The following is a 23,785-nucleotide window of genomic DNA, read 5'->3' on the forward strand; positions in this document are numbered from 1 at the left end:
CCCTTCGCGTGGCGAGCGCTCTGGGGTTCGCTCAGGTCAGCATCCCTTTGCCGCCTAAATCCTGCGATGAAAAGTTGTCTCTTCTTGAGGTGCACGTCATGAGTCGCACCTACGTCACCTCCAAGCGTCTTGGGGCCCTACGCGTCACGCTCACCGGTCGCGACTGGACGGTGCTCATGACCCTGCGGCAGCTGCGGCTGGCGTCTGGCCGTCAACTGACCCGCGCCCACTATCCGGATGTGACACCCCGGCGCGCCCGGCAGCACCTGGCGAGCATGGTGCAACGCGGACTCATTGCGCGGCTACCGCGTATGGTCGGCGGCTTCCGCGCAGGTTCGGCCGGATACGTCTACCAACTTGATCTGGCTGGCAGCCGCCTGCTGGAGCCGGGCCAAACATTCCGGCGGCCGGACGACCCCGGTGGCCGCTTACTGGACCACAGCTTGGCGGTAAGCGAGCTGTTTACAGACCTGGCTGTCGCCCATCGGCACGGTGAGCTTACGCTCGTGAGCTTCACGGCCGAACCAGCTTGCTGGCGTCACTTTTCCGGCCCCGGCGGCGGACGTCAGGTTCTGAAACCGGATTGCGCGGTCGTGACGCAGCAAGGCCGCTTCGAGGACCGCTGGCTGATTGAGGTGGACCGGGCTACTGAAGCCGTGTCCGTGGTGCAGCGCAAATGCGAGTTGTACCGGCGTTACTGGCAAACCGGGGCCGAGCAAGCCCGCTTTGAGGTCTTCCCGCGCGTGCTGTGGCTGGTACCTGACCAGCGGCGGTATGACGCCCTCATTGAGGTGTTCGGGCGGCTACCGGTCGACGTCTGGCCCTTGTTTACGGTGGCCCTGGCTGAGGACGCCGTGGCCCGGATAGCCCAAGGGGCGCACCAATGAGCGCACCCCGGAACACCATCTTGCTGGGTGACGCTCGAACCCGGCTGGCCGAACTCCCGACAGCCAGCGTGGATTGCGTCGTCACCAGCCCTCCCTACTTCCAGGTCAGGAACTACCAGGCCCCTGGCCAGCTTGGTCTGGAGCCGACCGTGGCCGGATGGGTGGCGAACTTGCGGCCCGTGCTGCGTGAGGTGGCCCGCGTGCTCACGCCGACCGGCGGCCTGTGGCTGAACCTTGGCGATAGCTTCTCGCGCCATACGCGCTATGGCGCACCGACCAAGAGCCTGATGCTGGCTCCCGAGCGGCTCATCCTGGCCCTGGCGCAAGACGGCTGGCTCGTCCGCAACAAAGTCATTTGGGCCAAAACCAACCCCATGCCATCCTCGGTGGACGATCGTCTGACGTTGACCTACGAGCTGGTCTACTTCCTCGTGCGCCAACGCACCTACTTCTTCGATCTTGACGCCATCCGGGAGCCATACCGCGCGCAGCAGCCCGCCACCCGCCGCACCGAGCCGCCCGCCCGCCGGCCGGACTGGGCCGGACCACTGGCGGCTTCGCGCGGTGGGTTAAGCAAAGGGCTCCCGCGCAATCCCCACGGAAAGAACCCCGGCGACGTCTGGGCCATCCCCACCAAAGGCTTTCGCGGCGCGCACTTCGCCACGTTCCCACCCGAACTCGTCCGTCGCCCCATGCTCGCCACCTGTCCGGCGGTGGTCTGTACGCAGTGCGGCGCGGGGCAGAAGGTCAGCACCGGCACGCTGCCCTGTGACTGCCACGCGCCCGCCCGCCGCGGCCTCGTCCTTGATCCTTTCTTCGGTGCCGGGACCACCGGCCTCGTGGCGCGTGAACTCGGTCGCGACTGGTTGGGCATCGAGCTGAACCCGGACTTTGTGCGCCTGGCTGAGGAACGACTGGGCCTCACCGGGCGACTTCCGGCCACCAGTGCCGACTTTGACCTAGCCGCCTGAGCTGTCCTCGTCGGTGTCGTGCGGCTGCTTCACACATTCCAGCGCGGAATGGGCAGCCGCACCAGCACCGAGGAGGAACACCGGTGACCGAACCGAAAAACAGTGGCGGGAAGACGCTCGGCGTGAAGTTGTCCGACACCGTCCACGCCCAGTTGACGCTCATCGCGTCCCTTGACGGGCAACCGCTTGTCGAGGCTATCCGTGAAGCGGTCGAGCAGTACATCGAGCGTAAGCGCAGCGAAGGCGACATGGCGGCGCGAGCGGCCCGCGCCCTGGAAGAAGTCCAACGCGAAGCAGCGCTGCGGCGGGGCGCACTGGAGGCCCTGTTCGGATCGCAGATCGCGGCATCCGACACCGAGTCGACCAAACCGGCTACCCGGCGAAAGAGCGAGCCGACGACGTAGCTCGCTCGGAAGGGAAAGGCGCGCTCTGCGCTTTTCCCTTCCGCCTCAACCACGCTATAGGCGATTTCCGTTCGATTTGAAATCGAAATTCCGCATGGCGGATATGTTGATGCATTTGAAAAAGGGAATAGAATGGACCGTAGAAAACCGCATTGTGTGACCCTTTTGGTTGAACGCGAGTATTGCGTGAAAGTGGTAATGCGCAAGCTCCTACATGCGGCCTTCAAAACTTCGTTGGACGTGGAGGTGAAGAGTGGCCGAAGCACCTCGCTCGCCAGGCAAGGCGGTCCTCTACCTGCGGGTCGCGCGCAGGTCGGAGCCAGGTAAGACGGACACGGAAATCAACATGCAGCGCCAAGCTTGCGAACATCGCGCAAGCGAACTCGGGCTGGAGGTTGTCTGCGAGTACGTCGACTATGGCAGGAGCGGCGGGCTCGACCAGCGGCCCCGGCTCAAGGAGCTGCTCAGTGATTTAAAACTGCGCCGTGACGTGCAATGGGTGATCGCCTACGACCAGCAGAGTGTGGCCCGCACGATGCTCGAATACACCTACGCCATCTGGGACGTCCAAGACTCTGGGGCCGAACTCGAAATCGCGTCACTCCCGCATGTGAGCCATGAGCACAACGGGCTGACGGGGCGACGCATGCGGCGGATTGGCGAGCAACAACACCGGCGATCTAACGACAACTCATGAGGTAAAGAAAGGAGGGCTCACATGAATGTATCGAAGACCAACGCCCATGTTCGTGACGCAGCTGCGAACACTGCGTCGCCGATCAAGCTAGCGGTCATCTACCTGCGCGTCTCCACGGCCAAGCAGGCCAAGAAGGACAATGACCCGGACGGCTACTCCTTACCGGCTCAGGAAGAAGCCTGCCGCCGCAAGGCTGAGGCCTTGGGCGCTCAGGTGGTGACGGTGTTCATCGACAAGGGCGAGAGTGCCAAGACCGCTGACCGTCGCGAGTTCCAGCGCATGCTCGCCTTTGTCAAACGGCGCGGCGACATCGACTACGTCATCCTCGATAAGGTCGATCGCTTTGCGCGCAACCGTCGCGACGACGCCAACACGTTGTTTGAGCTGCGTTCTGTTGGCACGCAATTGGTCTCCGTGAAAGAAAACATCGACGAGACGCCAGCTGGGCAACTGCTGCACGCGATCATGGCGGGGATCGCGGAGTTCTACAGCCGGAACCTGGCAACCGAAGTCGTGAAGGGAATGGCCCAAAAGGCCAAGGTTGGTGGCACGCCTGGCCGCGCTCCCGTTGGGTACCTTAATGTTCGGCGGACCATTGACGGCCGCGAAGTCCGATTAGTTGAGCTTGACCCAGATCGAGCACCATTCGTGCAATGGGCTTTCGAGGCCTATGCCACGGGCGAGTGGAGTATCCGCGGTCTCACAGCCGAGCTGGCAGCCAAAGGGCTTCGGGCGTTGCCGAAAGGCGACAAACAGCCCGGCCCGCTGCAACCGTCCCATGTCGCGCGCATTCTGAATAAGCGTTACTACATCGGCAAAGTTACGTTCAAAGGCGTGGAGTATGACGGCCGTCACCAGCCCCTCATTCCGGAGGCTCTGTTCAACCGTGTCCAGGAGGTTCTTCGCATGCACGACCAGACCGGCGAGAAGCAACGCGTCCATCGTCATTATCTCAAGTCAACCGTCGTCTGCGATCGCTGTGGCAGTCGCCTGTGCATCACGCAGGCTAAAGGTCGATATATGTATTTCTTCTGTATCGGTCGTCAGCAGCGCCGGACGACCTGCGACCTGCCGTACCTGCCAGCTGAAGCTGTCGAACGAGCCGTCGAACGCTACTACGTCACGGTGCGCATCCCCGAAGACCTACAAGCAGCCATCCGGGAGGACCTGCGTGCTGAGCTGGACCGCCAGGAGCGCGGAGCCAAGCCCGAGCTTGACTACGCCCGTAAGCGCGTCGGAGAGCTGGAGCAGGAGCGCCGCCGACTGGCGCGGGGCGTTGTAACCGGCGCTATCCCCGAGGACTTGGCCCGGGAGGAGCAGGAGCGCATCAGGACCGAGCGTGGCCAAGCGGAGCGCATCCTCGCCACCGCCACCATGGTCTTCGCCCGCATTGAGAACACGCTGAACATGGCGCTCGCCCTCGTCGGCCGCTGCGACGAGCTCTACCGGCTTGGCGGCCCTCAGGTCCGACGACTGTGCAACCGGTTCTTCCTGGAGCAGGTCCGCATCAATGTTGAAGATGACGAAGCTACCGTCGCTGGCGCTGTGCTGAAGGAGCCATGGGCCACCCTGCTGACCAGGGACTTCCAGGACCACATGGCTGCTGAGACATCGAACCCCGGCCTTGATCTTGCTGGCCGGGGTTCGAGAATGAGTGCTCTGGTAGGGCCGGGGGGACTTGAACCCCCACTTGCACGGACCTAAACCGTGTGCCTCTGCCAATTGGGCTACGGCCCCTTATGCGACTTCTGGGGTCATAGCCTAGTGGTCCGTGGCTCGCCTTCATCCCGGGGCCGCGCTTGTGCGCCGGGTGATCTACCGTGGAGCGCCCGAGAGCCAGGCAGCTTTGGAGGACTTGTGGCCCGCGACCCTGACACCATCCAGCGCGACATCGAGCAGGCTCGTGATGCGCTGGCGTCTACGCTCGACCAGCTCAGTGAGAAGGCCGACCCGAAGAAGCTGGTCGATGACGCCACGTCGAGCGTGAAGTCGAAGTTCGACGATCCTCGGGTGAAGGCCGCGCTGATCGGTGTTGGTGTGCTGGTCGCGGTGATCGTCGTGCGGAGGCTCTTCCGCTGAGCCATCCGGGGTTACGAGCTGGTGGCGGCTTGCGCCGGCTCGTCCCCGGCGGGTTCGGCGGCCTTTTTCTCCGCTGGCTTGTCCTCGGCGGGTTTCTCCGCGACGGGCTCGGCCGGTTTGGCTAGCCGTGCGTGTAGGTAGGCCGTCGTGAATTCCAACGCGTCGCCGTCCAGCCGGTGCACGACCGTGCGGGTTTTCTCATCGCCAGCGAGTTCTTCGACGAGCTGGTCCGCTCGGTCTCGTGCCGCGATCAGTCCGGGTGCGGTGGCGGTGAGGGTTTTTCCTCTGCCGACGATCGTGATGGTCCAGTCGTCCCCGTCTGGCACGTAGTTCGCTTCGATCGGTTCCATCATGGGCCGGCCCCTCTCGCCGCGGCTCATTCGTCGAGCTTGCTCGTCACCATTAGACGTCTTACGAGCCTATCCCGACAGTTCAGTCACGGGTGATCGATCCAGAGTGTTACTGGTCGTTCCGATTTGCTACTGACGGTGGTCGTCTGGTTGCTCCAGCTCGCCTTTAAGGCCGAACCACGTCATCCGCATGATGTGTTCGGCGGCTTCTTCGGGTGTCACATCGTCATGCCGCACGTACCAGACGGACAGTCGTTCGCACGCGCCGACGAGGATTTCGGCGGCTGCTTCGAGTGACCGCTGGTCCGTGTCAGGCATGTACGCCGAGAACAACGCCATGTGCAGCTGGATCTGTTCTTGGCGGGCTGTCTCCATTTCAGCCACGGCCGCCGGGCCGACCACGGCTGTCTCGGTGCGCAGCAGCAGCTCCCACGACCTGCGGTGGTCGTCGGTGAACCGGAAGAACGTCTGCAGGCCTTTGCGGAGGGCCTCCTCGGGTGAGCTGGCGCCGATGACCGACTGGGCGGTCCGTTCGCGCAACTCGGTACGCACCTGCCGGATACAGGCCACGAGCAGGCCTTCTTTGGACCCGAAGTACTCGTAGATCATCGGCTTGGACACGCCGACGCGGTCGGCGATCTCGTCCATCGACGTCGCCGCGTACCCGCGTTCGGAGAAGACCGCTTCGGCGATCGTCATCATCTGCCGCTCCCGGTCTGCTCGTGGCATCCGGCGCCGGCGTTCGGTCTTGGTCTCCGCACTCGTCACGATTTCAGTCTACCGTTCCCTACTAGAAGTAACCTACTATCGGTAACATCGGTGGCCCGCAGGCTTGGAGGTCTTCTCACATGGGCGAGCGATACGAGACTGGCGTGATTGTCGTCGGTACCGGCTTCTCCGGACTGGGGATGGCCATCCAGCTGCGCAAGGCAGGCCGGAGCGACTTCGTCGTGCTGGAGAAGGCGCAGGACGTCGGCGGCACCTGGCGGGACAACACCTATCCAGGGTGCGCCTGCGACGTCCAGTCGCACATGTACTCCTTCTCGTTCGAGCAGAATCCGGACTGGACCCGCTCGTTCTCGCCGCAGCCCGAGATCTGGGACTACCTGCGTCGCGTGACCGAAAAATACGGCGTACGCGACCACATCCGCTTCGGTGTGGAAATGGTCAGTGCCCGGTGGGACGCCGACGCGGGCCGGTGGCATCTGTTGGCGCGCAACGGAGACGAGTACGTCGCGAAGTACGTCGTGTCGGGTATGGGCGCGCTGCATATCCCGCTGATCCCGGAGTTGCTGGGACTTCCGGACTTCAAGGGCAGGACGTTCCACTCGGCCGACTGGGACCACGACTACGACCTGCGCGGCAAGCGGGTCGCGGTGATCGGCACGGGCGCGAGCTCGATCCAGTTCGTCCCGCAGATCGCGCCACAGGTGGCCGAGTTGACGGTCTTCCAGCGCACGCCGCCGTGGATCATGCCGAAACCGGACCACGCGATGCCGGAGTGGACCAAGCGGTTGTTCCGCCTGCTGCCGGGCGCCCAGCGGCTGTACCGCGACGCCATCTACTGGATGCTCGAGGCCAGGGCGATCGGGTTCAACGGCCGTCCTGGCGTGATGAAGGCGGGCGAGTGGATCGCACGCAGGCACATGGCCAGGCAGATCAAGGACTCGGCGCTGCGCCGCAAACTGACCCCGGATTACACGATGGGGTGCAAACGCGTCCTCGTGTCCAACGACTATTACCCGGCGCTGGCTCGGCAGAACGTCCACGTGGTGACCGAGGGCGTGACGCACGTGCGCGAGCACAGCGTGATCGCGGCCGACGGCACCGAACACCAAGTCGACGCGATCATCTTTGGGACCGGGTTCCATGTGACCGACGCGTTCGACGAACTGGACGTGATCGGCCTTGAGGACAAGAACCTGGCCAAGGAGTGGCAGCAGCGCGGGATGCAGACCCACAAGGGCATCACCGTCTCGGGCTTCCCGAACCTGTTCTTCCTGCTGGGGCCGAACACCGGGCTGGGCCACAACTCGGTCGTCTTCATGATCGAGTCGCAGATCCGGTACGTGGCCGACGCGATCGGCCTGGTCGAACGCAATGAAGCGCAAGCGTTGAACGTCCGGCCGGAGGTTCAGGACAGCTTCAACGAGCAGGTCCAGCACAAGCTCAGCAAAGGCGTGTGGACGCAGGGCGGATGCAAGAGCTGGTACATGGACGCGGCCGGTGTGAACCGGACGGTGTGGCCGGGCTTCACATGGCGCTACTGGCTGGAGACCCGCAAGGTCGATCCAGCCGACTTCGAGCTCATCAGGTAGTTCTCGCCGACGCGGCAGGCCGCGGGACGCCAGGGAGGTCCCGCGGCCTGCCGCGTTCAATCGTCGCCGCGGTTAGTCGTCGCCGCGGTTAGTCATCACTGTCGAAATCGCCGTTGTTCTGGTGATAGACGGGTGGCTCGCTTGGCGTGCCACCGATCCGGCGCAGCAGGCCGATCAGGTCGACCGTGTCGACGCCGCACAGTTCGGCCATCCGCTCAAGCGCGGCGAAGTCGAGTTGGACCTCGGCGGCGCCGACGGTGTGACCGGCCGGATGGTGGTCCAGCCGGTCGCGAGCCCAGCGCCGCAGCGGCAGCAGTTCTGGATGGTCGTCGCGGACGACCTCGCGCAGGTCGATCCGGACCCGGCCGCGTGGCGAGTCGGTGAACACCCGCTCGTGCACGCGCGCGATCAACTCGTGGGGCAGCTCGTCCAGCGCCAGGCAGATCTCCACGAACCGGACCATCGAGCACTGCCGGGTGCCCAGCTCGTAGGTGGCCAACGTCTGCAGCGAGATTTCACTCTGCAAGCGGCGGTTGAGCTGCTTGCGAGTCAGGCCGCGCTTCTTACGCAGTCTGCGGATCTCGTCCCCGAGCACCCGTTGGTAGACAGCCACGTCGAACAACACACTGGAGGAACTCGCCAGTAGACGCACTCTTACGCGGAAGTAGTTTTTTCTTTCACGGTTACTCCCAAAGAGTGAATCTCATTCAGCTAGTTCACACATGGCGCGCCGTTCGAGCCGATCCGCGGCGGTTGCTGCTGCTTGACGCCGCCAGCGGGCGGGTCGAGCTGCAGCATCGGCTGCGCGGAGAAGCGGTTGGTCGCGGTGTAGTCCTTGCCGAGCAGGATGACCACGTGGCCTTTGGGCACGTTCGCGTCCTGCTCCGCTGTGTAGCTCCCGCCGAGTGCCTCCGCGACCTTGTCGCCGTTGACCTTCTCGCCGCGCGCGTACCGGACCACGGTCTTCGTCCTTGCCGTCGCGGGAGCCGTTTCACCTGCCGTGAAGCCCTGGCCCGAGAGCGTCTCCGAGACCTGATCGGCGAGGCCAGTCTTGCCGTTGCCGTTGCGCACGTCGACGGTGATCGCCTTGTTGCCCGTGTCGGCTGGCTGGCCGCCACCCGACGGTGCGCCGGACGCCGGCGCCTGCCCACCGAGCAGGCCCTGGACGAACGTCTTGACCTCGGCAGGCTTGATCTCGATCGCGTCGCCGTCGTCGGGGGTCTTGAGGTCGATCCGGCCGGTCGGGATGGTCTTGAAGTCCAGCGCCCCGCCGGTCATGCCCTGCATCTGTTTGGCGAACTGGACGACGTTCCAACCCTGGTCGAGCACGATCGACTTCTTGATCGCGGCGAGCAGTTTGTCCAGCTTGCTCTGATCGGTCAGGGTGCCCGCGCTGAGCACCTTGCCTGCCATGGACTTCATGAAGACCTGCTGGCGCACGATCCGGTCGAGGTCGCCGTTGGGCAGGCCGTGCCGCTGGCGCACGAACTGCAGCGCCTGAGCTCCGGACACTTCCTGCTCGCCGGCCGCGAACCGGGCGCCTGAGTAGCTGTCGTTGACCGACTTGACCAGGCAGACCGGCACACCGCCGACCGCATCGGTGATCTCGGAGAAGCCGAGCAGGTTGACCTCGGCGTAGTGGTCGATCTTCGCGCCGGTCAGCTTCTGGATGGTGTCGATGAGGGTCTTCGCGCCCTCCTGGCTGGACTCGACCTCCAGTTGCTGCTGGCTCTTGCCTGGCTTCTTCTGCAGCTCGCGCATGGCGTCGTTCTTGGCTCGCGCGTACGCCGAGTTGATCTTGTGTTTGCCGTATCCACCGGGGATGTCGACGTACGAGTCACGCGGGATCGAGATGCCGACCGCTTTGCTGCCGTCGTTTGGGATACGCATCAGGATCAGTGTGTCGGTGTTCAGCACGCCGTCGGCCTTGCCGCCGTTCAGCTTGGCCAGCAGCTCCTTGGACAGCGGGTTGCCCTGCGCGTCCACCCGGCTGTCCAGGCCGACCAGCAGGATGTCGGTCGCGCCGTCGGCGGGCTTCGGGCCGCCTCCGCCCTCGCCGATCACGTTCGCTGTGGTGTAGCCACCGACGATCTCGTTGTATTTGCCGTAGCCGTAACCGGTGGCGCTGAGGATCACCAAGGAGACGACGGCGATCAGGACCTTGCCGCCGATCCGATTCGGTCGCTGCGGCTCAACGACCGGCCGCGGCCGTGAACGCTCGCGCGGCGGAGCCACGCGGCTGCGCGCTGGGGCGTCCCGGTCGTCTCCTCTGTCACGCAGCGGCGTACGGGAGGGTTGGTCGCGACTAGACGGCGCCGGTTGGATCCGACGGCGCGGTGGCGCACCCTGCTGACCACGCGGCGGTACCGGACGTCCTCCTCGGCCCTGGTCGCCTGCGCGGCCGCTCGACCTCGGCGGCCCGTACTCCAACTACCTCTCCTGTCAGCTCAGGTGTGCCCGTTGTCCCGACTACCTATCGGACGCGCAGGGAGGGCATCTGGTTGTCGGTAGGGTGGCACACCGTCATCGACATGGTGTCGACCACACCGTGATACGGCGTGCCGCGACCGGTTCACCCGGCCACTTTCCCGGTCCTGACCTGCGATCGCTCCCACAGCATCGGATGGCGCGTTTTGTGCGCCACATCCATACGAGGCTACCTAGCGCTGGCGACTGTCGCTTTCGTACGGAGCCTGAGGAGTGTGACCCGGCCCGCAATCGTGAGTGCGACGACCACCGTGGCGCCGTGTACGACCGTGCCGAACGGGCTCCACGTGGACAGGATCGGCGGGACGCAGGCGGCCGCGGTGAGTAGCCACGGCCATGTCTTGCCGGATTTGCCGGTATGCACCACGTGCAGCAGGTATCCGCCAAGCATCAGGTGGATCAGGTTGGCCAGCGGGTCCAGTGCCATTCCGACCAGGGCGGGCGCGCCCACGTGCCAGGTCACGCCGGTGACCGCGAATCCGAGGACGCCCAAGGTCGCGTAGCCGACGCCGAGGGCGCACGCGAGTGCCTGGACGCCGTTGACCGGGCCCGCCAAAGCGGCCACCGGGCGCGGGCGCCGCTCGTACCAGAAGAACGCGACAAGGGTCGCGGCTGTGATCATCGAGACCGCCAGCCAGGTGCGCGGCCGCGCGAACCACTCAAGGCCGACAGAGCTGGTCAACCCGGCGTACAGCAGGACGATCCCGACGTACACGAGGTAGACCGTCATGGGCCTTGATCGCAGGAAGCCGACGGCTCTTGCCGGGATCCAGTCGAAGTTGCGGACCGTGCAGGCCAGGCTGACCTGGGCGATCCCGAGCAACGGCAGGTAACGCAGAAACACGAAGCCGACGAGAGCGGCGACGGCCACGCCGATCAGCACCGGCCGGGGGACCCGGCGCAGCGGCCCGTCCTCCCAATGAAACGCCAGCTGGCCGAATCCGAGAGCCAGCAACAATCCGCTGACCAACAGGTATGCGTCGGTCGAGCCGACCACGTGGACCACCGTGGAGCCGACGAGGCACGCCACCGGAACCACAGCCCTGAATCGCTCGTAGAGCCATTCCATCGCGGGACAGGCAGCGACCGTGATCAGGAAAATGCCGAGCACCCAAAGCGGTTCGAGCACAAGCGAACCGACCGACGCGATCGCACCTTCGGGCGCGTCCAGCAGTTCCAGGGTCAGCGGAATGAGCAGCCACGCCAACACAAAGGCGAACACCGGCCGAAGCAACGCGTGGATCCGGATCGCGAGGTACGCGCCGTAGTCACCTGCGGAAGACCGCCACGCCAGCACGTTCGCGTGCCCGCCCGCGAAGAACAACAACGGCGCGAGCTGCAGTAACCAGAAGCCGCTCGCGTGCGTGAACGCGAGGACGGTTTCGCCGACCACGATCCCGGCCATGCTCAGCACCCGCAGCATCGACATGTAATCCACGGGTGGCGCTTTCGGTGCGCAGGGGCTGGTATTGGCACGTCGGTTCCACAGCGGGCGTCCAGCGAACAGGAAGATCACCACGATCAGGCCAACCGCCCATGACGAGATCGGCTCGGCCCGCGGCGGTCCCCACCGCTGGTGCCACGAGTTGACCACCAGGCCGACCGTGTAGACGTCGGCGACCATTGCGCACAGTCCCGCCGAGTTCTGCGGGTTGAGCTCGCATTGCTTGTGCATGTCCCGCGACAGTTGATCGTCGAGCCTGCGGCGCAGGTCCGCAGGCAACGGGTGGCCTTTTTTCTCGGCGTACCGGAGTAAGTCGTAGCCGAGATCGTGCGCCTTGCATCCGACGCTGTAATCCCATCGAGTGTTCTCGTCCCCCAGTGGCGTCGAACATCCGCCGTCGGCGTGGACTGCGCGCATTGTTCCGTCCGGCGCACGCATCCGGCCGGGTACAACTTTTTCCACAGCGGTGAAGTCCGCGGGCAGTAAAGCGATCGGGTCGACCCCGGAAGCGGGGTCGAGCAAGGCTTCGATGGCGTTGGCTGCGGCCTCGAAATCGCTGCCCGGCGCAACCACGTCGGACGGCGGAGCCGGACGTGACGCGACTATTCCGAATGTCAATGCCGCGATCGTGACCGCCAACACCCCCAGCAACCTGCGCACACACCGAAAGTACCGTTCTGCGTGGAGACTGTCGGTAAGGGTGGCCCACTGGATCCGGTACGGCCAGCCGGGTTGTTCGGGCAGGATCAACGCTATGTCCTCCGGCCCGAACGAATTGGGAGAGCTGCTTCGCGCTCACCGGGTCCGCGCTGGGCTGACCCAGCAGGAGCTCGCTGACCGGGCCGAAGTGAGTGTCCGCGCGGTGCGCTACATCGAACAAGGCCGGGTCGCCAAGCCACGTCCCGCGTCCATGCGCAGGCTCGCGGAGGTCGTCGGGCTGGTCCTGGACGGCCGGACCGAACTGCGGATCGACGTACTCGGCCAATTGAGCGTGCGGACCGGTGCCGGGCCGGTCGACATCGGACCGTCGATGCCGCGGTCGCTGCTCGCGTTGCTGGCGCTGCAGCCCAACCGGGTCGTCACCCGCGAGGAGATCGTGGACGTCCTGTGGGGCGAGCACCCGCCGAAGTCCTCGATGAACCTCGTTTATACATATGTAGCAAGACTTAGACGTTCGCTCGATCCGGCACAGCCGATCGTCGCGGCACACGGCGGCTACCTGCTGAAAATCGACGAGACCGGCCTCGACGCGTTGCGGTTCGACGAACTGGCCAGCCGGGCGCGTGCGCTCGCGGCGGAGGATCCGCACACCGCGGAGGCGAACTTCGTGGAAGCCCTGCAGTGCTGGCGGGGCAGCGTGCTGTCCGACATGCCAGACCGGCTGCGTCAACATCCGGCCGCCATGGCTCTCGCCCAGCGCCGCCTGGCCGCGGCCTTGAGCTACGCGGACCTGGCCATGGCGTTGGGCCAGCATGAGCAGGCAGCGGTTCAACTGCAGCGCTTGTCCGGCGAGGATCCGTTGCACGGTGGCCTGCACGAAGGCCTCAACGCCCGGTTGATGCTGGCGTTGGCCGGATCCGGGCAGCAGGCCGTCGCACTGCGCCTGTTCGCCGACGTACGCGATCGCCTCGCCGATGAACTCGGCGTCCGGCCGGGAGCGGAGATGCGCGAGGCGCACCTGCGGATCCTGCAGCGGGAAGCGCCAACCACACCGGCGGTGGCTCCGCCGACGGGCCGTAGCGTCCCGGCCCAGCTGCCTGCGGACGTCACGGGATTCGCTGGCCGCGAGGCCCAACTCGAGTCCCTCGACGCCTTGGTCCCCGAGGGCAGCCAGGCCAGTGCGGTGGTCATCGTGACCATCGAAGGCATCGCGGGCGTCGGCAAAACCGCGCTGGCGGTGCATTGGGCGCACCGGGTCCGCGACCAGTACCCGGACGGCCAGTTGTACGTCGACCTGCGTGGATACGCCGCTGGCGCGCCAGTTCGGCCACTGGACGCGTTGTCCCGCTTCCTGCATGCCCTTGGCGTGCCAGCCGAGCAGGTGCCGATCGACGTCGAAGAGGGCATGGGCCTGTACCGGACGTTGCTGGCCAGCCGGAGGGTCCTGATCGTGCTGGACAACGCGAGCGGCGTGGATCAGGTCCGGCCGCTGCTGCCAGGCAGCGCCGGGTGTCTGGTCCTGGTCACGAGCCGCGGCCGCCTCGGTGGGTTGTCCGCGCGCGAAGGCGCCTACCGGCTGGCCTTGGACGGCCTGCACCCGGACGAAGCCAAGGCCTTGCTGGCGCGCAGCATCGGCCCCGACCGGATGCGCGACGAATCCGCGTCGGTCGAGGATCTGCTGGAGGCCTGCGCGTATCTGCCGCTGGCGTTGCGCATCGCTGCGGCCAACATCAATTCCGGGCCGCACACCGAGATCGCGGGGTACACCGCGGATCTTCGTCGGCAGGGCAGGCTCGCCGGGCTGACCGTCGAAGGCGACGAGCAGGGTGCGGTCCGAGCCGCGTTCGATCTGTCCTACGCGCAGCTGGAACCCGACTCGCAGAACTTGTTCCGGTTGCTTGGATTGATTCCCGGCTCGGACTTCTCGGTCGATGCCGCGATCGCGTTGACCGGCGGCACTCCGACAAAGGTGCGTCGCGGAATCGGCCATCTCGTGTCGGCGAACCTCGTGCACCCCGAAGCCGGGGACCGCTACGGACTGCACGACCTGCTGGCCGAATACGCGAGCCTGCGGGCCCGCGAGGACGATGCCGTGGTCGCGCTGGATCAGCTGCTCGACTTCTACCTGCACACCGCGCATACCGCGACCAGCCTGCTGTTCCCGGACACGTCCCGGCTGCCGGTGCCCAAGATGGTCGAGGGCGCGCACGTGCTCGCCCTGGCCGACGAGACCGACGCCGTCAGCTGGCTGGACGCCGAACGCCCCAACCTGATCGCAGCCGTGAACTGGGCCGCGGCGAACGGGCCGCGCCGGTACGCCTGGCAGATCACCGACGTCCTGCGCGGCTACTTCATCAGCCGCGGGCACGGTGTCGACGGCCTGGAAATCTGCCACACCGCGCTCGACGCGGCGAGGCAGGAGGACGATCAACTGGCCGAGGCCTCGATGCTCGACATCCTCGGCCTCGTCTACTACAACCTCAGCGACTACCAGCGCGCGATCACGCACCACAACGAGGCACTGGCGCTCAACCGCCGGATCAACAACCGCGCGGGCGAGGCGGCTTCGCTGCACAACCTTGGCCGTGTGCACTCGCAATTGGGCAGGCCCGCGCAGGCAGCCAGCTACTACTCGCAGGCGCTGACCATCAACCGGGAGACCGACAACCGCGTCGGCGAGGCGACCGGGCTGAACTACATCGGCGTCGCGCAACTGTCGCTCGGTCGTCCGGATCAAGCACTGAACTGGCACAAACAATCGATCACGTTGGCGCGCGAACTGGGCAACCGGTACGTCGAGGCGCGAGCGTTGAACGGCGCCGGGCTCGCCCATTGGGCCATGGGGGAACTGGACAACTCCGTGCAGTGCCATCTGCGCGCGCTTGCCACGTGCCGCCAGCTCGGCGACCGCCATGGCGAGGTCAGCACGATCATCTGCCTCGCTGAGACCCATTGCGACGCTGGCCGCTATCGGCGCGCGGTCGTCTTGGCGCGCACAGGAATCACGCAAGGGCGCCAACTCGGGGAGCGACGCCACGAAGTCAGCGGGCTGGACATCGTGGCGACTGCGCACATGCGTCGTGGCCACACGGACATCGCGTTGGGCCACTACCGCGAGGCGCTGCAATTGGCCAGGGATATCGAGTTCCGGTACGGCGAGACCTCCGTCCTGATTGGAATGTCCGCCGCGCTGCGCCGATCTGGCCACGTCGCCGAGGCGCTCACGGCAGCACGGGACGCTCTCGCGGTCATGCGTGACTCGGGCATGCGTTTGCTTGAGGCTCGCGCGTTGACGGTCCTCGCATTGGGCCACCTTGCCTTCAACGACTTCTCACGGGCGTACGACCATGCACAGCAGGCGTTGACCATTGCCCGGAAAACGGGCCAGCGGCTGGTGGAGGCGAGGGCGCGGCAGGCGAAGAGCATGGTGCTGCGCGGTCTCGGCGAGACAGGGGACGCGATGGTCGAGCGCGGTGCCGCGGACGCGATTTTCACCGCGCTTGGGGTACCCCTTGCCGACGATCACTGAGCAGATGTCGATCTTCTCGAGAAGCCCGGAGCGTATTACGACATACCCCCCGATGCCGTAATACGCCGTCCGGGCATCTCGAACGGTAGTCGTCGTCAGTGGATCTCCAGTGAAGATTCCCTGTACTTCCGAACGCTGTTCAACGGCAACACTTAACGGCGTTTGACCAGCGAAAATGCCCGTCACCTCAATCCGTGACCGGCAATTTGTCACCGAAAATCGGCAGTTGGATTCACATCTTCGCGTTGTTCGGTGATAGGCGGGGCTCTACGGTAGGGCTGAACTCGTTGGCGCGTTTGGCGCAATGTCCAGACCGTTCGTCGCCGGTCACCCATTCGGGCCCAGGCCGGGTGTCAACACTGGACACATGAGGTTCTTGGACGGGAAGGCAGTGGTCATCACCGGGGCTGGGCGCGGCCTTGGCGAGGCGTTCGCACTGCACGCCGCCCATGCGGGGGCGGCGGTCGTGGTCAACGACATCGATGGTGACCTGGCCGAACGGACCGCGGAGAATATCCGCGCGCAGGGTGGCAAGGTCGTTGCCAGCGGCCACTCGGTCGCGGATCCGGGCCAGGCGCAGGAGATCATCGATTTGTGCGTCCGGGAATTCGGCGCCGTACACGGCTTGATCAACAATGCTGGCCTCAACTACGAGGCCCTGCCGTGGGACGAGGAAATCGACCAGATGAGGGAGCTGGTCGAAGTCAACGTCCTCGGGGTGATGTACATGGGTGTCGCGGCCGCGCGCCAGATGCGTGCACAGGGCGGCGGTTCGATCGTGAACGTGTCGTCCGGGGCGCACCTTGGACAGCGCAAGCTGGGGACGTACGCGGCATCCAAAGGCGCCGTCGCGTCGCTGACGTATTCATGGGCACTGGACATGGAGGAGGCAGGGATCCGCGTCAACGCGTTGTGCCCGTTGGCGCACACCAGAATGGTGTGGAAATCCGAGCGGTCACTGCGGGCCTGCCCGCCGGACCGTACGGCCAGCCGGATAGCGCCGGTCGCGCTGTTCCTGTTGTCCGACCGCGCGCATGGGATCACTGGGCAGGTGGTCCGCTGCAACGGCCCTCAGTTGCACATCGTCGGGCAGCCGTACTTCAAGGCGCCGATCCTGGAGCGGGACGTCTGGGATTCCGACGGTGTCGAGCATGCGTTCAACGAGGTGTTCCAAGCACATCTCGAGCCATACGGCCTGGAGAAGCGCCTTCCACCGCGGCTGCGCAAGTGGATCGTGCCGGCCACGGCCTCCTGAGTCGCTGACGGAATGCCGGCTCGCCGGCATTCCGTCGTCCACAGTGGATCAAGGCGCGCGCAACACGGCGACCGGGCACTTCGCGTAGTGCAGAATCGCTTGGCTCACCGAGCCAAGCAACATGCGGCGCACCGAGCCGCGGCCATGGCTGCCCACGACGACCAAGTCCGCGTTCTGGCTCTGTTCCAGCAGCGCTTCGACCGGTTTGCTCATCGTGACGATGTGGCGCACGCGCACGTCTGGGTACTTGGCCGAATGCCCGGCCAGGTTCTCCGACAGCGCGAGCTTGGCCTGCTCGGTGATCTCATCCCAGTTCACATCCCACTCGCGGACCGGGGCGAGCGCGTCCAGCGGCAGATCGCTCCACGCGTGCACGGCAACAAGTTCGGCGTCGTGCCGGGTGGCGTAGTCGAACGCGAAATCGACCGCTCTGACGCTCGTCGCGGATCCGTCCGCACCGACCACGACCCGGCGGTGGTTGGACGGATGGTCGGTTTCGCGCACCACAACGACCGGCGCGGCGACCGACCGGACCAGCTCCGCCGACGTGGAGCCGAGCAGCACCTGGTGTACGGCGCCGTGCCCGGATGAGCCGAGCACCAACAGGTTCGCGTGCGCGCCGAGCCTGCTGAGGACATCGACCGAGTCGCCAGGGACTAGCTCTCCGGTGACGTCGTTGCCACCCGCCAACGGCCTGCACTCCTCGACGAGGTCGTCGACGAGTTTCTGGTACTCGGTACGGAACGGGTCCTCCGAGAGGACCAGCGCCTCGGTCCGTAGCTGGGTGAGTTCGGTCAACGGCCAGCGGAACGCGTGCACGATCGTCAGGCGCCTGCGCCGGGTCGCGGCCTCTCTGGCCGCCCAGTGCGCGGCCCGCCGCGCGGCAGGGGAGCCGTCGTAACCGACCACGACGGCGTCGTGCGCGGATTCGGACATCGCGTCTCCTTTGGTCTCGTGCGTCGCTCGTTCGGTGTTCCTTTCCGGTTGTCCGTGTCGCCGCGTGCGACAGTGACCCGGTGACACTCACTCTGGCCGCACTCGTCCGTGCGCGCGACTTCGGATTGCGTGTGCTGGCCGGAGAAGACGCGGTGAATCAGTCGATCGGCTGGGTACACGTCAGCGAACTGGCCGACCCCGGCCCGTTCCTGCGTGCGAAAACGCTGCTGCTGACCACTGGCCTGCAAATGGGGCCACCTGGCGAATTCGTGTCTCGGCTCAAGCAAGCCGGAGTGGTCGGCATCGGGTTCGGTGTCGGCCTTTCGCACCAGTCTGTCCCGGCCGGACTGGTCAAGGCGTGTCAGAAGGCAGGGCTTCCGCTGCTTGAGGTGCCGCTGGAGACGCGGTTCGCGGACATCACCAAGTTCGTCGCCGACGACATGGCGCGGACAGCGGTCCGTGAGGCGCGGTCCACGGCGGAAATCGAGCGCGCGCTCATCCGCTGCCTGGCCGCGCCGGACGTGCCTGGCGAGATCGTCCGGCGGCTCGCACGTTGGCTCAACGGCTGGGCCATGGTGGTTGACCAGGACTTTCGCGTCGTCGCCGTGGCTCCGGCGAAGGCGCGGCGTGAGCTGAAGCGGGTGCGGGCCGAGCTCGACCGGGTCACGCCAGCCGGGCGGTTCTCCATATCGTGGTCGGCTGACAAAGCCCAAGTATCAGTCCATCCGATCGAGCACATGGGCGGATACCTGGCCGTCGGGACGCCGAAGTTGAGCGCCGACGGGCATAGCGTGATTGGCACGGCGCTGAGCCTGCTGGCGTTCCAGACCGAACAGGCCACAGCGGTTCGCGGTGCCGAGCGGCTGCTGCGATCGGCTGCCACGCGGTTCCTGGTTCACGGGTTGACCGATGACGCCAAGGCTTTGGGGGTGACGCTGCCCAAGGCGCCGGTCCGGGTGGCCATCATTCGCGGCGACGTCGCGTCCCATGTGGAACGCGAGATGCCGGAGGCCCTCGCCGTGCAAGGCGGCGACTATCTGTTGTGCGTCTTCGGCCGGTACAGCGTCCGGCAACTGGCTGAATTGCTGGCGGGGCGCGGACGTGCGGCCGTCAGTGAAGCTGTGGCTTGGGAGAACGTCCCCGACGCGGCGGCCAAGGCGTTCAGTATGTCCAGCGCGCTCGCGGGTGACGGTCCGGTGATCATCACCAAGGCGGAACTGCTCGACCAAGGGTTGCTGTCCCGTGTGGACACACCGGAGGTCCGTGCGTACGCGGATGCGTTGCTGGCGCCGTTGCACGGCCACGACTCTTCCCTGGATCTGCTTGGGACGCTGCGCACCTTCCTGGCCTGCGACGGGAACTGGACCGAGGCGAGCGCGCGGCTGGAGATCCACCGGCAGACGCTGCGATACCGGCTGCACAAGATCGAGGAGCTCCTCGGCCGCAGCCTCGACACGGTCGGGACCAGGGCCGAACTGTGGGTCGCACTACATTTGAACAACTGATACGACATTTGTACAACTGACAGATCCCCAGGTCAGCGTGTGTACTTCGGGCATGACCACCGGTACCTCGCAAGGCATCGAGCAACGGCGCGTCCTGCGCACGGAGATCCCCGGTCCGCGCTCGCGTGAGCTGCACGCCCGCAAGGTGGCGGCGGTCGCGTCCGGCGTCGGCACAACCCTGCCCGCGTACGTCGTGCGCGCTGGCGGCGGCATCGTCGTCGACGTCGACGACAACCACCTCATCGACTTCGGTTCCGGGATCGCCGTGACGAACGTCGGCAACTCCGCGCCGCGAGTCGTCGACGCCGTCCGCGCGCAGGTGGAGGACTTCACGCACACCTGCTTCATGATCACGCCGTACGAGGGCTATGTCGCCGTGGCCGAGCGGCTGAACCAGCTCACGCCCGGCGACTTCGAGAAGCGCACGGCGTTGTTCAACTCCGGCGCGGAGGCCGTGGAGAACGCGGTGAAGATCGCCCGGCACCACACGGGCCGGTCAGCTGTCGTCGCGTTCGACCACGCTTATCACGGGCGCACCAACCTGACCATGGCACTGACCGCCAAGAACATGCCTTACAAACAAGGCTTCGGGCCGTTCGCAGGCGAGGTCTACCGCGTTCCGATGGCCTACCCGTATCGATGGCCATCCGGCAGCGCCACTTGTGCTGACGAGGCGTTTGAGGCGTTCACGACGACAGTTCGGGTCCAGGTCGGCTCGGACAACGTCGCCGCTGTCATCGTCGAGCCGATCCAGGGTGAAGGTGGATTCATCGTGCCAGCGCCCGGCTTTCTGCAGCGTGTCGCGGACTGGTGCACGGCCGAGGGAATTCTGCTGATCGCCGACGAGATCCAGACCGGCTTCTGCCGGACCGGCGACTGGTTCGCCTCGACCCACGAGGGCTTCGTCCCCGACCTGATCACCACCGCGAAGGGCATCGCGGGCGGCCTGCCATTGGCCGCGGTCACCGGTCGCGCCGAGCTTATGGACTCGGTACACGTCGGCGGACTTGGCGGAACCTACGGCGGCAACCCCATCGCGTGCGCCGCAGCCCTCGCCGCGATCGACACCATGCAAGCCGATGATCTGTGTGGCACCGCCCGGCGGATCGAATCCATCATGCGGCCGAGGCTGGCGGCGTTGGCCGCGAAGTACGACCAGGTCGGCGAAGTCCGTGGCCGGGGCGCCATGCTGGCCATCGAATTCGCCGAGCCGAACTCGGCCTTGGCCAGTGCCGTGTCCGCGGCCTGCCACCGGACCGGGCTGATCACGTTGACCGCGGGCACCTTCGGCAACGTCCTGCGGTTCCTGCCACCGCTGGTCATCGGCCAGGACCTGCTGACCGAAGGCCTCGACATTCTGGACGCTGCCTTCGAGGAGGTCCTGTGAAGACGGAACTGTTCGTCAACGGAAAGTGGGCGCCGGGTTCGGAAGGCACGTTCCCGGTTCTCGATCCGTCGTCCGGCGAGACCATCACGTCGGTCGCCCGCGCCGGTTCCGACGATCTGGACGCGGCCATCACCGCAGCTCACGCGGCTTGGCCAACTTGGGCAGCCACTCCGCCTCGGGAACGAAGCGACGTCCTGCGCCGGGCGTTCGAGGCGATGATCGCGCGGCGCGACGAGATCGCTGCGCTGATCCATCGTGAGATGGGCAAGTCACTGGCGGACGCGACGGCCGAGGTGACCTACGCGGCCGAATACTTCCGGTGGTTCGCTGAAGAGGCCGTACGGATCGGTGGCGAGCTGCGGACCGCGCCCGGCGGGGCGAACCGGATCATGACGTTCCGGCGTCCGGTCGGGGTTTCGCTGCTGCTGACTCCGTGGAACTTCCCGGCGGCCATGGCCACCCGCAAGATCGGGCCCGCGCTCGCGGCCGGGTGCACCGCGGTGCTCAAACCAGCCGAGGACACCCCGCTGACCGCGCTGTTGCTGGCCGATCTGCTTGCCGAAGCTGGCTTGCCCGACGGCGTGCTCAACGTCCTGACCACGGACAAGCCAGGGGAACTTGTAGAAAAGGCTCTGCAAGACGATCGGATTCGTAAGCTCTCCTTCACAGGATCCACCCGGGTCGGCCAACTTCTGCTGGCCCAGGCAGCGGGTCACATCGTCAAGTCCTCGATGGAACTCGGTGGCAACGCGCCCTTCATCGTGCTCGATGACGCCGACCTCGACGCGGCCGTCGACGGCGCGATGATCGCCAAAATGCGGAACCACGGCCAAGCCTGCACCGCGGCCAATCGGTTTCTCATCCATGAATCTGTCGCGGCAGAGTTCACTTCCAAGCTCGTTTCCGCTATGCGCGCGGTGCCGTCCGCTCCGCTGATCAACGAGCGCGCCGTGACAAACGTCGAAGCGAAGGTGGAATTGTCCGGCGGCACCGTGGTGCTCGGCGGAAAGCGCACTGATCGAGCTGGTTTCAACTATCCGCCGACCGTCGTAACCGACGTTCCGCGCGACTCAGTTCTGGCCCGCGAGGAGATATTCGGTCCAGTTGCGCCGATCTTCGCCATTCACGACGACGCCGACGCGGTCGCTTTCGCCAACGCGACCGAGATGGGTCTCGTCGCCTACGTGTACACCGCTGACCTGGCCAGAGGTTTCCGGCTGGCGGAACAACTCGAGGCAGGCATGGTCGGCCTCAACCGCGGCCTTGTGTCCGATCCGGCCGCGCCCTTCGGCGGTGTCAAAGAGTCCGGCCTCGGCAGGGAAGGCGGCTTCGAAGGCATCGGCGAATACCTGGAAACCACCTACGTGGCAACATCCTGGTAACACAACCGGGATCAAAATCCGAAGAAAGTCGGGTTGACTGGCCCGATTCCGCTCTGGTGTTATCGATTCGCGTTCACCTCCCTGCACTTGAGTGGACTTCGGAAGGACTGATCCGTTGAGCACCAACACCTGGTTCAGCGCGCTCAAAAAATCGGCGGTTGCCATTGTCGGCACCGCCACCATGATCGGACTCGCGTCCCCGGCCGCGGCATCCCCGCCGCCGGGAGCCGACGGTGAGGTCGGTGTCCAGGTCATCGGCGGCACGAGGGCAGCCAAGGGCGAATTCCCGTGGATGGTGCGTCTGTCCATGGGCTGTGGTGGCGCGCTGTACGCGCCGAACATCGTCCTGACCGCGGCGCACTGCGTCACCCGCACCGGCAACAACACCAGCATCACCGCCACGATCGGCGTCGTGGACCTGCAGGACACCACCGCGACCAAGATCCGGTCGACCTACGTCCACCGGTCGTCGACGTACGGCGCGTCCACCGGCGGCGACTGGGCGCTGATCAAGCTGGCCAGCTCGGTCACCAACGTCAAGCCGCTGAAGATCGCCACCACGAAGGAATTCGACACCGGCACGTTCGACATCGCCGGCTGGGGCGACACCCGTGAGGGCTCGCATTCAGGTAGCCGTTACCTGCTCAAGGCCAAGGTGCCGTTCGTGTCCGACACCACCTGCAGGGGCATTGGCGGCTACTACGCCAGCCTGATCCCTGCCGCCGAGATCTGCGCGGGCAACCTGGCCAATGGTGGTGTGGACACCTGCCAGGGCGACTCCGGTGGCCCGATGTTCCGCCGGGATAACGCCGGTGAGTGGATCAACGTCGGAATCGTCAGCCACGGCAACGGCTGCGCCAGGGCCAACGCACCGGGCGTCTACACCGAGGTGAGTACGTTCGCCTCGGCGATCGCCGCCGCCGCTGCCCGGATATAGCTCCGTAGCGAAAACTCCAGGCCCTCGTGGGTGGCTCGGTCAGCGAGCCGCTTACGAGGGCTTCGGCCTGAGCTCGTCAAGGATGAACATCGTGTGCGTGGCCATGACCTCGGGCATGGACTGCAATCTGTCCAGCACGACGTCGCGCAGGGCATCGCTGTCGGTGGTCCGGACAAGCAACAGGCCGTCGTAACCGCCGGACACCATCGCCGCGTGCTCGACCTCAGGCATGTCGGCCAGGCGCTGAGTGAACTCGCGCCACGACCGCTGGCGCAGTTTGACCGCCAGGTACGCCGAAACCGTGTAGCCGTACCGGTGCGGATCGATCGTCGCGTGGTAGCCGGTGATCACACCGGACGAGGTCAGCCGTTCGATCCGGGCGTACGCGTTGGCGCGCGAGACATTGACCTGTTCGGCCAGCTTGCGCACAGAAATTCGGCCATCCGCGCGCAGCAGCTCGACGATGTTGCGATCGACCTCGTCCAGAGCCGGCGCCATCCGTCCATCGGGGGCGCCATGGCCGGACATCTGATGGGACATCCGGACCTCCCGTCGCC

20 protein-coding genes, 1 tRNA gene and 1 pseudogene are annotated in these 23,785 nt (G+C 65.8%); 13 read left to right on the plus strand and 9 right to left on the minus strand.

What is annotated here, in order from left to right:
* Window positions 1–98: 98 nt before the first annotated feature.
* The 5 genes and pseudogenes from LWC34_RS27785 to LWC34_RS58895 all read left to right on the plus strand — a co-directional run.
* Window positions 99–887 carry a replication-relaxation family protein gene (locus LWC34_RS27785; RefSeq protein ID WP_233728059.1) on the plus strand — a complete coding sequence of 263 codons (789 nt, stop codon included), beginning with the start codon at window positions 99–101 and terminating at the stop codon, window positions 885–887.
* Window positions 884–1,858 carry a DNA-methyltransferase gene (locus LWC34_RS27790; protein ID WP_233728060.1) on the plus strand — a complete coding sequence of 325 codons (975 nt, stop codon included), beginning with the start codon at window positions 884–886 and terminating at the stop codon, window positions 1,856–1,858. Before LWC34_RS27785 ends, LWC34_RS27790 begins: the two co-directional genes overlap by 4 nt.
* Window positions 1,859–1,941: 83 nt before the next feature.
* A complete protein-coding gene (locus LWC34_RS27795; protein ID WP_233728061.1) occupies window positions 1,942–2,262 on the plus strand; it encodes a hypothetical protein in 321 nt (106 codons plus the stop codon).
* Window positions 2,263–2,515: 253 nt separating this feature from the next.
* A complete protein-coding gene (locus LWC34_RS27800) occupies window positions 2,516–2,959 on the plus strand; it encodes a recombinase family protein (protein ID WP_233728062.1) in 444 nt (147 codons plus the stop codon).
* A 21-nt stretch (window positions 2,960–2,980) separates the two neighbouring features.
* A pseudogene (locus tag LWC34_RS58895) lies at window positions 2,981–4,063 on the plus strand (recombinase family protein); the annotation flags it as partial.
* Window positions 4,064–4,102: 39 nt separating this feature from the next.
* Here the strand turns inward: LWC34_RS58895 and LWC34_RS27815 are convergent.
* The gene (locus LWC34_RS27815; protein WP_233728065.1) at window positions 4,103–4,555 is read right to left on the minus strand and encodes a hypothetical protein; all 453 of its coding nucleotides are present in this window, start codon (window positions 4,553–4,555) and stop codon (window positions 4,103–4,105) included.
* Window positions 4,556–4,619: 64 nt separating this feature from the next.
* Window positions 4,620–4,696: transfer RNA gene (locus LWC34_RS27820), tRNA-Leu, on the minus strand.
* 120 nt (window positions 4,697–4,816) lie between these two features.
* Between LWC34_RS27820 and LWC34_RS27825 the strand changes: the two genes are divergently transcribed.
* Complete coding sequence (locus LWC34_RS27825; protein WP_033389208.1) at window positions 4,817–5,038, plus strand: DUF3618 domain-containing protein; 222 nt, start codon at window positions 4,817–4,819, stop codon at window positions 5,036–5,038.
* Window positions 5,039–5,049: 11 nt separating this feature from the next.
* Here LWC34_RS27825 and LWC34_RS27830 read toward each other — a convergent pair whose 3' ends face one another.
* Both LWC34_RS27830 and LWC34_RS27835 read right to left on the minus strand, forming a co-directional pair.
* Window positions 5,050–5,391: a hypothetical protein gene (locus tag LWC34_RS27830; protein WP_233728066.1), complete on the minus strand. Its 342-nt coding sequence runs from the start codon at window positions 5,389–5,391 to the stop codon at window positions 5,050–5,052.
* A 126-nt stretch (window positions 5,392–5,517) separates the two neighbouring features.
* Window positions 5,518–6,156, minus strand: a complete 639-nt coding sequence (locus LWC34_RS27835; RefSeq protein ID WP_308200141.1) for a TetR/AcrR family transcriptional regulator — start codon at window positions 6,154–6,156, stop codon at window positions 5,518–5,520.
* Between the two features lie 80 nt (window positions 6,157–6,236).
* On the opposite strand from LWC34_RS27835, the gene LWC34_RS27840 reads away from it, so the two are divergent.
* Window positions 6,237–7,706 carry a flavin-containing monooxygenase gene (locus tag LWC34_RS27840; RefSeq protein ID WP_233728067.1) on the plus strand — a complete coding sequence of 490 codons (1,470 nt, stop codon included), beginning with the start codon at window positions 6,237–6,239 and terminating at the stop codon, window positions 7,704–7,706.
* A gap of 88 nt (window positions 7,707–7,794) precedes the next feature.
* On the opposite strand, the gene LWC34_RS27845 is transcribed toward LWC34_RS27840, so the two are convergent.
* From LWC34_RS27845 to LWC34_RS27855, 3 genes are all read right to left on the minus strand, one after another.
* The gene (locus LWC34_RS27845; protein WP_372496593.1) at window positions 7,795–8,331 is read right to left on the minus strand and encodes a helix-turn-helix transcriptional regulator; all 537 of its coding nucleotides are present in this window, start codon (window positions 8,329–8,331) and stop codon (window positions 7,795–7,797) included.
* 86 nt (window positions 8,332–8,417) lie between these two features.
* Window positions 8,418–9,941, minus strand: coding sequence for an LCP family protein (locus LWC34_RS27850; protein WP_233728069.1), 1,524 nt, complete (start codon window positions 9,939–9,941; stop codon window positions 8,418–8,420).
* 421 nt (window positions 9,942–10,362) lie between these two features.
* Window positions 10,363–12,297 (minus strand): phospholipase A2, encoded by a 1,935-nt coding sequence (locus LWC34_RS27855; RefSeq protein ID WP_233728070.1) that lies wholly within the window; start codon window positions 12,295–12,297, stop codon window positions 10,363–10,365.
* A 94-nt stretch (window positions 12,298–12,391) separates the two neighbouring features.
* Between LWC34_RS27855 and LWC34_RS27860 the strand changes: the two genes are divergently transcribed.
* Window positions 12,392–15,826, plus strand: coding sequence for a tetratricopeptide repeat protein (locus LWC34_RS27860; protein ID WP_233728071.1), 3,435 nt, complete (start codon window positions 12,392–12,394; stop codon window positions 15,824–15,826).
* Between the two features lie 367 nt (window positions 15,827–16,193).
* Entirely contained in the window at window positions 16,194–17,081 is an 888-nt protein-coding gene (locus tag LWC34_RS27865; RefSeq protein ID WP_233728072.1) for an SDR family NAD(P)-dependent oxidoreductase, read from the plus strand.
* Window positions 17,082–17,129: 48 nt separating this feature from the next.
* On the opposite strand, the gene LWC34_RS27870 is transcribed toward LWC34_RS27865, so the two are convergent.
* A complete protein-coding gene (locus tag LWC34_RS27870) occupies window positions 17,130–18,017 on the minus strand; it encodes a universal stress protein (RefSeq protein WP_233728073.1) in 888 nt (295 codons plus the stop codon).
* An 80-nt stretch (window positions 18,018–18,097) separates the two neighbouring features.
* Here LWC34_RS27870 and LWC34_RS27875 point away from each other — a divergent pair, with 80 nt between their 5' ends.
* The 4 genes from LWC34_RS27875 (at window position 18,098) to LWC34_RS27890 (ending at window position 23,228) form a co-directional block, all read left to right on the plus strand.
* Entirely contained in the window at window positions 18,098–19,522 is a 1,425-nt protein-coding gene (locus LWC34_RS27875) for a PucR family transcriptional regulator (protein WP_233728074.1), read from the plus strand.
* Between the two features lie 52 nt (window positions 19,523–19,574).
* A complete protein-coding gene (gene gabT / locus LWC34_RS27880; RefSeq protein WP_233728075.1) occupies window positions 19,575–20,909 on the plus strand; it encodes a 4-aminobutyrate--2-oxoglutarate transaminase in 1,335 nt (444 codons plus the stop codon).
* On the plus strand, window positions 20,906–22,291 hold the full coding sequence (locus LWC34_RS27885; protein WP_233728076.1) for an NAD-dependent succinate-semialdehyde dehydrogenase: 1,386 nt from the start codon (window positions 20,906–20,908) through the stop codon (window positions 22,289–22,291). Before gabT ends, LWC34_RS27885 begins: the two co-directional genes overlap by 4 nt.
* 115 nt (window positions 22,292–22,406) lie before the next feature.
* Window positions 22,407–23,228 carry a S1 family peptidase gene (locus LWC34_RS27890; RefSeq protein WP_372496596.1) on the plus strand — a complete coding sequence of 274 codons (822 nt, stop codon included), beginning with the start codon at window positions 22,407–22,409 and terminating at the stop codon, window positions 23,226–23,228.
* Between the two features lie 51 nt (window positions 23,229–23,279).
* On the opposite strand, the gene LWC34_RS27895 is transcribed toward LWC34_RS27890, so the two are convergent.
* On the minus strand, window positions 23,280–23,768 hold the full coding sequence (locus tag LWC34_RS27895; protein WP_233728077.1) for an Lrp/AsnC family transcriptional regulator: 489 nt from the start codon (window positions 23,766–23,768) through the stop codon (window positions 23,280–23,282).
* Between the last annotated feature and the right edge of the window lie 17 nt (window positions 23,769–23,785).

The sequence above is a fragment of the Kibdelosporangium philippinense genome, from assembly GCF_021390435.2.
In the GTDB taxonomy this organism is placed as follows: domain Bacteria; phylum Actinomycetota; class Actinomycetes; order Mycobacteriales; family Pseudonocardiaceae; genus Kibdelosporangium; species Kibdelosporangium philippinense.

Excerpts from the sequence above, each read along its gene's own strand:
- LWC34_RS27785 (WP_233728059.1), top strand. The coding sequence starts at position 99 with ATGAGTCGCACCTACGTCACCTCCAAGCGTCTTGGGGCCCTACGCGTC.
- LWC34_RS27830 (WP_233728066.1), bottom strand. The coding sequence starts at position 5,391 with ATGATGGAACCGATCGAAGCGAACTACGTGCCAGACGGGGACGACTGG.
- LWC34_RS27865 (WP_233728072.1), top strand. The coding sequence starts at position 16,194 with ATGAGGTTCTTGGACGGGAAGGCAGTGGTCATCACCGGGGCTGGGCGC.
- LWC34_RS27870 (WP_233728073.1), bottom strand. The coding sequence starts at position 18,017 with ATGTCCGAATCCGCGCACGACGCCGTCGTGGTCGGTTACGACGGCTCC.
- LWC34_RS27895 (WP_233728077.1), bottom strand. The coding sequence starts at position 23,768 with ATGTCCCATCAGATGTCCGGCCATGGCGCCCCCGATGGACGGATGGCG.
- gabT (WP_233728075.1), top strand. The coding sequence starts at position 19,575 with ATGACCACCGGTACCTCGCAAGGCATCGAGCAACGGCGCGTCCTGCGC.
- LWC34_RS27790 (WP_233728060.1), top strand. The coding sequence starts at position 884 with ATGAGCGCACCCCGGAACACCATCTTGCTGGGTGACGCTCGAACCCGG.
- LWC34_RS27840 (WP_233728067.1), top strand. The coding sequence starts at position 6,237 with ATGGGCGAGCGATACGAGACTGGCGTGATTGTCGTCGGTACCGGCTTC.
- LWC34_RS27860 (WP_233728071.1), top strand. The coding sequence starts at position 12,392 with ATGTCCTCCGGCCCGAACGAATTGGGAGAGCTGCTTCGCGCTCACCGG.